Here is an 11092-nt window from a genome sequence, read left to right on the forward strand (position 1 = left end):
GAATGCCCTTATCCGCGCTTCGACGGGCTCAACCTGACGTGGGAAACGCTCGAGGGGCTCGCCAAACATAATGGCCCGGTGACCAATCCCGGCTGGGCGCTGACCGAAATCGACGCCGATTTCGGGCTCGACCTTGGTAGCCATGCGAGCCTCGAGGCGCAGATCGCAGCGGTGGCCGACGATATCGCCTATGACAATCACGACATCGACGACGGGCTGCGTGCCGGGTTGCTCTGTCTCGACCAGCTGATGGAGCAGCCTTTCGTCGCCGCCAATTATCGCGCGGTCGAGGATCGCTTTCCGGATGCACCGCGCGACCGGTTGCTGCGCGAACTCGTTCGCGACCAGATCGGCGTGATGGTCAACGATGTGATCGCCGCGACAACGGCCAATGTTGCCGCCGCCGGTGTCGCCAGCGTCGAAGAGGTGCGCGCCGCGCGCAGCGCACTCGGCGGCTTTTCATCCGAACTCGCGGCCGAAGAACGCGAACTCAAGCGCTTCATGTACGCCAATCTCTACCACCATCCCGAACAGGTCGCCGCCGCCGAGGCCGCGAACCAGGTCGTCGGCCGGCTCTTCGCCGCCTATGCCGCCGACCCGCGCCTGATGGGCGCGGACTGGTCAGCGCGGCTGCCGTACGAAGAATGCGCGACAAACCGGCACATCGGTGATTATATCGCGGGCATGACCGACCGTTTCGCCATCGACCGCTATGCCGATATCTTCGGCCGCGACGCGGTGCCCGAGGCGCTGGCGCATGCCTGACGCGCTGATCGTCGGCGCGACCGGGATGATCGGGCGCGCGGTGATCGAGCATTTCGGCGCTATCTCGGTCGCCGTCCTCGCGCGACGCGCGGTCGAGGGGCTGGCGCCGCACCACAAGCAAATCGTCGCGTCTTCCGAGCGCTGGGCCGGGATCATTGCCGCCGAAAAGCCTGCCGTCCTGATCTCCTGCCTCGGCACGACGATCCGGCTGGCAGGATCGCAGGCGGCGTTCCGGGCGGTCGACCATGACCTCGTTCTCAGCGCGGCGCGCGGCGCGAAATCGGGCGGCACACCGCATATGATCGCGGTCAGTTCGGTCGGCGCCGCCGCGAAGAGCGGCAATTTCTACCTCCGCACCAAGGGCGAGACCGAAGATGATTTGCGGGCGCTTGGTTTCCGGCGGCTCGACCTGATCCGTCCCGGCCTGCTCCGCGGCGACCGGCCCGGGCCGCAGCGCCTCGGCGAAGGACTCGCGACGATCGCCGCACCGCTCACCGATGCGCTGCTCCACGGCGGCTTCCGCCGCTATCGCTCGATTTCGGGCGAAACCGTCGCCGCGGCCATTGTCCGGCTGGCGGGGCAGGGCGGTTCGGGCGTGCATATCCACGAAAACGACGCGATCCGCGCGCTCGCCGATTGACTCCGCAAAGGGGCAGCGCCAAGGCTCGGGCGTCTGTCGGATCGCGCAAGGGATTCGACCGGCCGCGCGGGAGAGCGTGAGGGCAGGGCAACCGGCGCCTCACCACCGAAGGAGCAACCGCCCCGGAAACTCTCAGGTCAAAAGGACCGCGCAGGCTGGAACGGACACTCTGGAAAGCGTTCCGGCTGTTTTTGCCGGAACCACCGAAGGGGTAACCCCATGATATGGGGGAAAACTCTCAGGTTCCCGTGACAGAGGGGGCATGGCGCAAGGCGCGGCGATGGGCCGCGCATACGCTGTGCAACCGCGGGAGACTGGCATGACCGATACGGAATTTACGGGCGACGAAGCGGCGATCGAGACCGCGACGCTGCCGCTCGACGCCTGGCACCGTGCGAAGGGCGGCCGGATGGTCGAATTCGCCGGCTACTGGATGCCGATCCAGTATGAAGGCATCATGGCCGAACATCTGTGGACGCGCGAAAATGCCGGCCTGTTCGACGTCAGCCACATGGGGCAGTTGTCGCTTGCGGGCGATCATGTTGCCGAAGCGCTCGAAACGCTCGTTCCCGGCGACATATCGGCGCTGAAGCCCGGCCGGATGCGCTATTCGCTGCTGCTCGATGAAGACGGCGGCATCCTCGACGACCTGATGATCACGAACGAGGGCGATCAGTACGGCATCGTCGTCAACGGCGCGGTGAAATGGGAAGATATCGGGCATCTGCGCGAAAATCTGCCCGACGACATCACGCTCAACCACAATGAGGATTATGGCCTGCTCGCGCTGCAGGGGCCGAAGGCGGTCGATGCGCTCGTCCGGCTGGTGCCCGAAGCCGCAGATCTCGTCTTCATGCAGGCGGCGCGCGCGACGTGGCAGGGGCATGCGATCGGTCTCAGCCGCTCGGGCTACACCGGCGAGGACGGGTTCGAGATTTCGCTCCCGAACGACGCGCTCACCGCTTTCGCCGACGCGCTCTGCGCGATGGAAGAAGTCAAGCCGATCGGGCTCGGCGCGCGCGACTCGCTGCGGCTTGAGGCGGGGCTGCCGCTTTACGGCCACGACCTCACCCCCGCGATCGATCCCGCCGAGGCCGATCTCGGCTTCGCGATCAGCAAGCGCCGCCGCGCTGAAGAGAATTTCCCCGGCGCCGCGCGCATTCTGGGCCACCTCGAAGATGGCCCGCCGCGCCGTCGCGTCGGTCTGCTCATCGACGGCAAGCTGCCGGTGCGCGAAGGCGCCAAGCTGTTTGACGGCGAGGAAGAGATTGGCGTCGTGACGTCGGGCGGCTTTGCCCCCAGCGTCGGTGCGCCGATCGCGATGGGCTATGTGCCGCGCGACCATGCGGTCCCCGGCACTGCGATCGCCGCCGAGGTGCGCGGCAAGCTCGTGCACTGCACCGTCGCTGCCATGCCCTTTGTTCCGCATAATTATGTTCGTAAAACAGGAGGTTGACTGATGCCGCGTTATTTTACCGAAGAGCATGAGTGGATCGACGTCGACGGCGACGTCGCGACCGTCGGCATCACCGACTTCGCACAGGGCCAGCTTGGCGACATCGTGTTCGTCGAAGTTCCCGACACCGGCGCCGAACTCAGCAAGGGCGGCGACGCCGCGGTGGTCGAATCGGTGAAGGCGGCGAGCGACGTCTATGCCCCCGTCGACGGCACCGTGACCGAAGGCAATGGCCAGCTCGAGGAAGATCCCGCGCTCGTCAACTCGGACCCCGAAGGCGAAGGCTGGTTCTTCCGCATGACGCTCGCCGACAAGAGCCAGCTCGACGGCCTGATGGACGCTACCGCGTACAAGGCCTTCTGCGACGCCCTGTAAGCCGGGACCTGTAACCGATCACCCTCCCGCGAGCGGGAGGGGGAGGGACAAGATGACCGACGCCGCGCTAGCCAATTGTCGCCTGATGGTGGCGACGCCGATCTATGAGGGCGCGCAGGGCACCTATGTGCGCGCGGCGCTCGACCTCGCACTGCGGGCGCAGGCGATCGGTTTGCCGGTGCGCTTCGAATTCATCCTCTACCAGCCGTCGATCACGCGCGCGCGCAACATATTGACCGCAATGTTCCTTGCCAGCGACTGCACGCATCTGCTGTTCGTCGACGCCGACATCGACTTTTCGCCAGACGATGTTTTCTCGCTGATCCGCGTGATGGATGGGCATCCGCAGTGCGGTGTCCTCGGCGGGGCCTATCCGCGGCGGATGATCAACTGGCGCAACGTCGCGCGCGCGGTCGAGATGGGGCTGGCAAAGGATAATCCCGCCGATCTGGAGCGCTTCTCGGGCGATTTTGCGCTGCATTTCCTGAACGCCGACGAGAGTTTCCAGATGACCGACCTTGTCGAGCTGTCGCGGCTCGGCACCGCGATGATGCTGATCCGCCGCGATGTCCTCGAAGGAATGCGGGCGGCGGCGCCCGGGCTCGTCTTTCGCCCCGACCCGGCCGAGCGGCAGGCGCACGGCGTCGGCGATCTCGAACCCGCCTTTTTCTGCCCGCTGGTCGACCCCGAAACGCAGGCCTTGCTGTCGGACGACTATGCCTTTTGCCAGCGCGTCCGCGATGCCGGTTTCCGCATCTGGCTCGCGCCGTGGATCCGTACGACGCACGCCGGCCCTACGGTCTTCGTCGGCAACCTTGCCGACACCGCCCGGCTTTTTTCCACAAAACCAGAATCTTCTCCGGAGTAGTTCATGCGTTATCTGCCTCTTACATCCGATGATCGCGCCGCGATGCTCGCCACCATCGGCGCATCGTCGATCGACGACTTGTTCGTCGATGTTCCTGCCGAGGCGCGGCTCGATGGCCCGATCGCCGGCCTGCCGAACCAGGCCAGCGAGCTCGCGGTCGAACGCCACATGGCAGCGCTGTCGCGCCGCAACCGCGCCGCAGGCGACGGTCCCTTCTTCCTCGGTGCGGGCGCCTATCGCCATCATGTGCCCGCCAGTGTCGATCATCTGATCCAGCGCGGCGAGTTCCTGACCGCTTACACGCCGTACCAGCCCGAAATCGCGCAGGGCACGCTGCAGATGCTGTTCGAATTCCAGAGCCAGGTCGCGCGGCTGCTCGGTACCGACGTCGCCAATGCGTCGATGTACGACGGTTCGACCGCCTGCTGGGAAGCGATCGTGATGGCGCGGCGCATCACCAAGCGCGCGAAGGCGCTGCTCTCGACCGGCCTTCATCCGCATTATCGCAGCGTTGCGCGCACCATGGCCAAATATACCGGCGATGTGCTCGTCGACGGCGACCCGAGCCTCGAAGCGGGTACCGACTGGGCGGCGCTCGCGACCAGCATCGACAAGGAAACGAGCTGCGTCGTTGTCCAGTATCCCGACATCCTCGGCTGCATCGACGACATGACCAGGCTGGCCGAAGCCTGTCAGGCTGCCGGCGCGCTGCTGATCGCGGTCGTCACCGAGCCCGTCGCGCTCGGCCTGATCAAGTCGCCCGGTGAAATGGGCGCTGACATCGTCGTTGGCGAGGGGCAGTCGCTCGGCGTCGGGCTGCAATTCGGCGGTCCTTATGTCGGCCTGTTTGCGTGCAAGACCAAATATGTCCGCCAGATGCCGGGTCGCCTGTGCGGCGAGACCGTCGACGCCAACGGCAAGCGCGGCTTCGTGCTGACGCTGTCGACGCGCGAACAGCATATCCGCCGCGAGAAAGCGACGAGCAATATCTGCACGAACTCAGGTCTTTGTGCGCTGGCTTTCAGCATTCATATGACCTTGCTCGGCGAAGCCGGCCTTCGCCAGCTCGCCGCGATCAATCATGGCCGCGCCAAGGCGGCCGCCGCCGAACTTGCGAAGGTGCCGGGCGTATCGGTGCTGAACACCAGCTTCTTCAACGAATTCACACTTCTGCTGCCCACCGCGGCGCGGCCCGTGATCCACAAGCTGGCCGAGCGCGATATTCTCGGCGGGGTCTCGCTCGGCCGCCTCTATCCTGACAACACGGGCCTCGAAAACGGCCTCGTCGTCGCCGTGACCGAAACCGTGACCGAGGCGGATATCGCCGCCTTCGCCGCTGCTCTGAAGGAGGTGCTGGCATGACCGCGCTCAACCGCGCCGGCTGGCGCCCCGAAATGAACATCGCCGGCGGTGCCGACGACAATGTCACCTTCACCGGCAATCGCGCGCTGATGCTTGAGGAACCGCTGATCTTCGAGATCGGCGGAACCGAAACCACCGGCGTCGATTTCGACGAGACTGCGCCCGCCGCCGATCTCGGCGGCCTTGCACGCACGGCACCGATCGGCCTTCCGGGCCTCAGCGAATCCGAAACGGTGCGCCATTACACGCGCTTGTCGCGGCAGAATTACGCGATCGATCTTGGTCTCTTTCCGCTCGGCAGCTGCACGATGAAGCACAACCCGCGCCTCAACGAAAAGGTCGCGCGGATGCCGGGCTTCGCCGATACGCATCCCCTGCAGCCGCAGGAAACGGTCCAGGGCGCGCTCGCCGTCATCAATGAACTCGCCGTGTGGCTGATCAAGCTCACGGGCATGTATGGCGTTGCGATGTCACCCAAGGCCGGTGCGCACGGCGAACTCTGCGGCATTCTCTGCATCAAGGCGGCGCTCGAAGCGCGCGGCGAGGACCGCCGCGTCATCCTCGTCCCCGAAAGCGCGCATGGCACCAACCCCGCGACCGCGGCCTTTGCAGGCTTTACGGTCGAGGACATTCCCGCGACCGCCGAAGGCCGCGTCGATCTCGCGGCGCTCAAGGCCCGCCTTGGCCCCGACGTTGCCGGGGTGATGATCACCAACCCCAATACCTGCGGTCTGTTCGAGCGCGAGATGAAGGCCATCTCGGATGCGGTCCACGCGGCGGGTGGCTATGTCTATTGCGACGGCGCCAATTTCAACGCGATCGTCGGTCGCGTGCGCCCCGGCGATCTCGGTATCGATGCGATGCACATCAACCTCCACAAGACCTTCTCGACCCCGCACGGCGGCGGCGGTCCCGGCTCGGGCCCGGTCGTGCTGTCGGAAGCGCTGGCGCCCTATGGCCCGCTGCCCTTCGCCGCGCGCTACGCCGATGGCAGCTTCAAGCTGGTCGAAGAGGAAAATGCCGCCGACGAGCATCCGGCAACTTTCGGCCGCATGACCGCTTTCCATGGCCAGATGGGCATGTTTACCCGCGCGCTGACCTATATCCTCAGCCACGGCGCCGACGGGCTCAAGCAGGTTGCCGAGGATGCGGTGCTCAACGCCAACTATATCCTGCGCAGCCTTGAGGGCGTGCTCGACGCGCCGTTCGCGGCGTCGGGCCCGTGCATGCACGAGGCGCTGTTCAGCGACAAGGGGCTCGCCGAGGGCTTCTCGACGCTCGATATCGCCAAGGGACTGATCGACGAGGGCTACCACCCGATGACGGTCTATTTCCCGCTCGTTGTCCACGGCGCGATGCTCGTCGAACCGACCGAGACCGAAAGCAAGGCGGTGCTCGACCAGTTCATCGGCGCGCTGCGCAGCATCGCGCTGCGCGCGAAGAACGGCGACCCGGCGCTTAAGACCGCGCCGCATTTCGCCCCGCGCGCACGCCTCGACGAGACGGCGGCGGCACGCAAGCCCGTCCTCGCCTGGGAGGGGTGATGGCCGAACCCGCGCCCGGCCCCGACCGTCCCGAAACGCGCTCCGGCGCCGGGTGCGTCGCGGCCGGGGCGCTGTTCGGGATCGTCGCGATCCTCGGCTGGCTCATCGCGATCATCGCTTACGGCCTCGTCGTCGAGCAGTGGGAGATGATCGAGGTCCGCCGCGAGTTCAGCTACGACTGGGTCTTTCTCTGGGCTCCGCTGTTTGCGATCGGGCTCGGGCTTGCGATGGCCTTCCTTGCTTCGCGGCGCGCGTCGGCGGCACGAATGACCTTGCTGATCACGCTCACCGGCGCCATTGCCTTGCTGGCGGGCGTCGTGCTTTTCGGGCTCGGCGGACTGGTCTGACAGGGCGGGGGAGCGGGCGATGAGCTGGGACACTATCTTTCTGCTGGCCAATTGCTGGGCCTTCGCGGGCTGGATCGCGCTCGCCTTTCTGCCGCGCGGCCCGAAAATCCTCGCGGCGATCCTCTACGCCGGCGTTTTCCTGCTTTGCCTTGCCTATACGGTGATGATCGTCGGATTCCTGACCGGCGGCATCGATGCGGGTGGATCGGGCGGCGGCGATTTCACGACGCTGGCGGGCGTGATGAAGCTGTTCGACAGCCCGGGCGGGGCGACGATGGGGTGGATCCATTATCTGGCGTTCGACCTGTTCACCGGCCTGTGGATCGCGCGCGATGCCGACAACAAGGGCTTCGGCCGCATCGTGCAATTCCCCTTCCTGTTCCTGACGCTGATGGTCGGCCCGGTCGGGCTGCTGGCGTGGCTGATCGTTCGCGAGCGCCGCGCCCGGGCGCAGGCGAAAAGATGACGCCGCGTCCGTGGATGCCGGGCGACGGTGCCGTGGCGGACAAGCGTCACGCCCCGGCGACGCTGCGCAATCGTGACGCCATAGCGGCGGTTCTGGCCGACTGGTTGCCGGTCAGCGGAACGGTGCTGGAGGTCGCGAGCGGGTCGGGCGAGCATGTCGTCCATTTCGCCGCCGCCTTCCCGCAGCTCGCCTGGCAGCCGAGCGATCCCGATCCCGCCGGGCTGACCTCGATCGCCGCGTATCGCGCCGAGGCGGGTCTGGCGAATATCGCGCCGCCGGTCGCGCTCGATGCGGCGTCGGCGCGCTGGCCGCTCGACAGTGCCGCGGCGATCCTCTGCATCAACATGGTGCATATCAGCCCGTGGGAGGCGACGCTCGGCCTGTTCGCGGGCGCCGCGCGGTCGCTTGCGCCGGGCGCGCCGCTGATCCTTTATGGTCCCTATATCGAACCCGACGTGCCGACTGCCGAGAGCAATCTCGCCTTCGATGCGAACCTGCGCGCCCGCGATCCGGCATGGGGCCTGCGCGATACCGACACCGTCAAGGCGGCCGCCGCGACCGCCGGCCTCGCCTTTGCCGCGCGCCGCGCGATGCCCGCGAACAATCTGATGCTGCTGCTGCGCCGCACCTGACGTCCCTGACAGGATAGGCGATCGGCGCTTTACCTCGCGGTTAGAGCCGCTAGCCTTTCCCCGATGCCGCGCAAAAGACGCGATTCGAGGAGAGTGAGGCGATGGGCCGCGACGTTTCGGAGCTGTTTACGTTCGACGAATTCCTGACCCATTGGGCGGGCGAGCGCCCGGACCGGGTGGCGATGCGCGAAGAGGATCGCGTCTATAGCTACGCCGAACTCGACGACCGGACCGCGCGCGCCGCGTCGGCGCTGCTTGCGGCGGGGCTGGCGAAGGGCGACCGCATCGCGTGGATCGGCAAGAACAGCGACCTTTATTTCACTCTCTTTTATGGCGCGGCGCGTGCGGGCATCGTGATGGCGCCGATCGGCTGGCGCCTGTCGCCGGCCGAATGGGCGTTCATCGTCAACGACACGCAGGCGAAGATGGTGTTCGCCGGACCGGGGTTCGAGGGGCTGGCCGACCAGCTTGCCGGCAAGCTCCAGAACGACCCGGCGATCGTTGGCGCGGCGGATGCATGGGCGATGATCGAGGGTGCGGCGCGCACGCCTTTCGAACCGTCGGGCGCCAACGACGCGGTGCTCCAGCTCTACACGTCGGGCACCACCGGCAATCCCAAGGGCGCGGTGCTGTCGAACCATAATCTCTTCGCGCTCAGGAAACATTCGAACAGCCTCGATCTGCCCTACACCAAATGGGAGGATGACGAGGCGGTGCTCGTCGCGATGCCGTGCGCGCATATCGGCGGCACCGGGCTCGGCATCATGGCGCTCGCGGCGGGGCTGCCCGGCGTCGTCCTTGCCGAATTCAACCCCGATGGCGTGTTCGACGCGGTCGAGCAGCATGGCGTCACGCGCTTCTTCATGGTCCCTGCCGCGCTCCAGATGCTGTTGATGCACCCGCGCTGCGCCAGCGTCGATTACAGCCGCCTCAAATATATCCTCTATGGCGCCGCGCCGATTCCGCTCGAACTGCTGCGCCAGTGCATCCAGATGTTCGGCGCCGATTTTATCCAGGCCTATGGCATGACCGAAACCACGGGCACCATCTCGATGCTGCCGCCCGAGGATCATGACCCCGCGGGCAATGCGCGAATGCGTTCGGCGGGCAAGGCGCTTCCCGGGGTCGAAATCGTCATTCTCGGACCCGATGGGAAACCGGTTCCGACCGGTGAGGTCGGCGAGGTCGTGACGCGTTCGTCGAACAATATGCTGGGTTACTGGAACCTGCCCGACGCGACGGCAAAGACGATGACCGACGATGGCTGGATTCGCACCGGCGACGCCGGCTATCTCGACGCCGACGGCTATCTGTTCATCCACGACCGGATGAAGGACATGATCATCACCGGCGGCGAGAATGTCTATCCGGCCGAAGTCGAAAGCGCGATTTTCGGCCATCCCGCAGTGCAGGAGGTCGCGGTGATCGGGATTCCGGACGCCAAATGGGGCGAGACGGTGAAGGCCGTCGTCGTCGCCAAACCGGGCGCGAGCGTCGAGGAAGCCGATATCATCGCCTGGGCGCGCGAGCGCATCGCAGCCTTCAAGGCTCCGCGCAGCATCGACGTGATCGACGCGCTTCCGCGTAACGCCAGCGGCAAGATCCTGCGCAAGGACCTGCGCGCGCCCTATTGGGAAGGTTACGAACGGATGGTGAACTGACCGGGCGTCAGCGCAGCTTTCGGTCGAGTTCCGGGAGGGCGGGCGCACCGCGGCGTTCCAGCGCATCGAGCGTCGCGCGCGCCATCGCGCGATAGGCGGGCAGCAGGTCGGGGCTGAAGGCCGCCAGCGCGTTCAGATGGCCGCCGATCGTCCGGTGGTCGCCGCGCAGCAGCGGTCCCGACAATCCGGCGAAACCCCGTTCGAGGCTGTTTTCGAGCGCGGCGCGAACGAGCGGCGCGAGCAGTGCCGCCGGATCCTCGACCCCCGCATCCTCCAGCCCGCCCGACGCGCCGGCGATCAGCGTGACGAGATGGTTCGACGCATGGCACAGCGCCGCATGATACAGCGCGCGCCGATCCTCGGCGATCTCGACCGCGACGCCGCCCAGCAGCGCGACGATATGCCGCGCCTGCACCGTCGCTTCGGGGGTCGATCCGGTGATCGCGAACCGTGCGCCCGCCATGCGCCGGACTTCGCTTTCGGGCGCGCCGGTAAAGGTCATCGCGGGATGCACCGCCGCCGTCGACGCGCCCGCTGCGCGCAGCGGTTCGAGGATAGCGGCGCCACTCCGCCCGCTGACGTGAAAGACGAACGGCACGGCGCCCGCCGGGAGCATGGCCGCCAGATCGGCGACAACATCGGCGAGGGCATCGTCGGACACGGCGATCGCGATGACATCGCATATCTCGAACAGATCGCCGGCTTTCGGCGCAGCAACGCAGCCGATCCGCGCCGCGGCCGCCCGAGCGCCCTCGGGCGAGCGGCCCCACAACAACGGCAGCGCGGTCGAGTGCGGCGCGAGTCCGAGGGCGAGCGCCTGCGCAACCCGGCCCGCGCCGATGATGCCGAACTGCTGGAATCGGGGCGTATCCATCATGGCGCATCTAACGCCGTCCTGCCGACTGCGCCAACCCGTTGGCCATACCCCGGACTTGATCGCCGATTATCCCCTTCCGACAAGGAAAGGATGTTCCCC

At 66.6% G+C, this 11092-nt stretch carries 12 protein-coding genes and 2 riboswitches; of the genes, 11 read left to right on the plus strand and 1 reads right to left on the minus strand.

The window, feature by feature from the left end; all coding sequences use genetic code 11:
- The 11 genes from VGD20_RS00195 to VGD20_RS00245 all read left to right on the plus strand — a co-directional run.
- The coding region (locus VGD20_RS00195; protein ID WP_331132517.1) for a deoxyguanosinetriphosphate triphosphohydrolase at positions 1 to 765 on the plus strand (765 nt) is incomplete at its 5' end.
- Positions 758 to 1405 carry an NAD-dependent dehydratase gene (locus tag VGD20_RS00200; protein WP_331132518.1) on the plus strand — a complete coding sequence of 216 codons (648 nt, stop codon included), beginning with the start codon at positions 758 to 760 and terminating at the stop codon, positions 1403 to 1405. The genes VGD20_RS00195 and VGD20_RS00200, both read left to right, overlap by 8 nt.
- 57 nt (positions 1406 to 1462) lie before the next feature.
- Positions 1463 to 1564: riboswitch (glycine riboswitch) on the plus strand.
- A riboswitch (glycine riboswitch) is annotated at positions 1565 to 1670 on the plus strand.
- A gap of 54 nt (positions 1671 to 1724) precedes the next feature.
- Positions 1725 to 2861 (plus strand): glycine cleavage system aminomethyltransferase GcvT, encoded by a 1137-nt coding sequence (gene gcvT / locus VGD20_RS00205; RefSeq protein ID WP_331132519.1) that lies wholly within the window; start codon positions 1725 to 1727, stop codon positions 2859 to 2861.
- A 3-nt stretch (positions 2862 to 2864) separates the two neighbouring features.
- Positions 2865 to 3236 carry a glycine cleavage system protein GcvH gene (gcvH, locus tag VGD20_RS00210; protein ID WP_331132520.1) on the plus strand — a complete coding sequence of 124 codons (372 nt, stop codon included), beginning with the start codon at positions 2865 to 2867 and terminating at the stop codon, positions 3234 to 3236.
- 52 nt (positions 3237 to 3288) lie between these two features.
- A complete protein-coding gene (locus VGD20_RS00215; protein ID WP_331132521.1) occupies positions 3289 to 4104 on the plus strand; it encodes a hypothetical protein in 816 nt (271 codons plus the stop codon).
- A gap of 3 nt (positions 4105 to 4107) precedes the next feature.
- Entirely contained in the window at positions 4108 to 5466 is a 1359-nt protein-coding gene (gene gcvPA, locus VGD20_RS00220) for an aminomethyl-transferring glycine dehydrogenase subunit GcvPA (protein ID WP_331132522.1), read from the plus strand.
- Positions 5463 to 7010 (plus strand): aminomethyl-transferring glycine dehydrogenase subunit GcvPB, encoded by a 1548-nt coding sequence (gene gcvPB, locus VGD20_RS00225; protein ID WP_331132523.1) that lies wholly within the window; start codon positions 5463 to 5465, stop codon positions 7008 to 7010. The genes gcvPA and gcvPB overlap by 4 nt, the downstream gene beginning before the upstream one ends.
- The gene (locus VGD20_RS00230; RefSeq protein WP_331132524.1) at positions 7010 to 7357 is read left to right on the plus strand and encodes a hypothetical protein; all 348 of its coding nucleotides are present in this window, start codon (positions 7010 to 7012) and stop codon (positions 7355 to 7357) included. Before gcvPB ends, VGD20_RS00230 begins: the two co-directional genes overlap by 1 nt.
- A gap of 19 nt (positions 7358 to 7376) precedes the next feature.
- The gene (locus tag VGD20_RS00235; RefSeq protein WP_331132525.1) at positions 7377 to 7823 is read left to right on the plus strand and encodes an ABA4-like family protein; all 447 of its coding nucleotides are present in this window, start codon (positions 7377 to 7379) and stop codon (positions 7821 to 7823) included.
- A complete protein-coding gene (locus tag VGD20_RS00240; RefSeq protein ID WP_331132526.1) occupies positions 7820 to 8455 on the plus strand; it encodes a DUF938 domain-containing protein in 636 nt (211 codons plus the stop codon). The genes VGD20_RS00235 and VGD20_RS00240 overlap by 4 nt, the downstream gene beginning before the upstream one ends.
- A gap of 101 nt (positions 8456 to 8556) precedes the next feature.
- Positions 8557 to 10116, plus strand: coding sequence for a fatty acid--CoA ligase (locus VGD20_RS00245; RefSeq protein WP_331132527.1), 1560 nt, complete (start codon positions 8557 to 8559; stop codon positions 10114 to 10116).
- Between the two features lie 7 nt (positions 10117 to 10123).
- Here the strand turns inward: VGD20_RS00245 and VGD20_RS00250 are convergent, their stop codons facing one another.
- On the minus strand, positions 10124 to 10993 hold the full coding sequence (locus VGD20_RS00250) for a Rossmann-like and DUF2520 domain-containing protein (RefSeq protein WP_331132528.1): 870 nt from the start codon (positions 10991 to 10993) through the stop codon (positions 10124 to 10126).
- Positions 10994 to 11092 lie beyond the last annotated feature (99 nt).

It is taken from the genome of Sphingopyxis sp., from assembly GCF_036402335.1.
Classification (GTDB): Bacteria; Pseudomonadota; Alphaproteobacteria; order Sphingomonadales; family Sphingomonadaceae; genus Sphingopyxis.

What these genes read in the sequence shown, in the direction of transcription:
- VGD20_RS00240 (WP_331132526.1), top strand. Translation starts at nt 7,820, where the DNA reads ATGACGCCGCGTCCGTGGATGCCGGGCGACGGTGCCGTGGCGGACAAG.
- VGD20_RS00215 (WP_331132521.1), top strand. Translation starts at nt 3,289, where the DNA reads ATGACCGACGCCGCGCTAGCCAATTGTCGCCTGATGGTGGCGACGCCG.
- VGD20_RS00200 (WP_331132518.1), top strand. Translation starts at nt 758, where the DNA reads ATGCCTGACGCGCTGATCGTCGGCGCGACCGGGATGATCGGGCGCGCG.
- gcvT (WP_331132519.1), top strand. Translation starts at nt 1,725, where the DNA reads ATGACCGATACGGAATTTACGGGCGACGAAGCGGCGATCGAGACCGCG.
- gcvH (WP_331132520.1), top strand. Translation starts at nt 2,865, where the DNA reads ATGCCGCGTTATTTTACCGAAGAGCATGAGTGGATCGACGTCGACGGC.
- gcvPA (WP_331132522.1), top strand. Translation starts at nt 4,108, where the DNA reads ATGCGTTATCTGCCTCTTACATCCGATGATCGCGCCGCGATGCTCGCC.
- VGD20_RS00245 (WP_331132527.1), top strand. Translation starts at nt 8,557, where the DNA reads ATGGGCCGCGACGTTTCGGAGCTGTTTACGTTCGACGAATTCCTGACC.
- VGD20_RS00235 (WP_331132525.1), top strand. Translation starts at nt 7,377, where the DNA reads ATGAGCTGGGACACTATCTTTCTGCTGGCCAATTGCTGGGCCTTCGCG.
- gcvPB (WP_331132523.1), top strand. Translation starts at nt 5,463, where the DNA reads ATGACCGCGCTCAACCGCGCCGGCTGGCGCCCCGAAATGAACATCGCC.
- VGD20_RS00250 (WP_331132528.1), bottom strand. Translation starts at nt 10,993, where the DNA reads ATGATGGATACGCCCCGATTCCAGCAGTTCGGCATCATCGGCGCGGGC.
- VGD20_RS00230 (WP_331132524.1), top strand. Translation starts at nt 7,010, where the DNA reads ATGGCCGAACCCGCGCCCGGCCCCGACCGTCCCGAAACGCGCTCCGGC.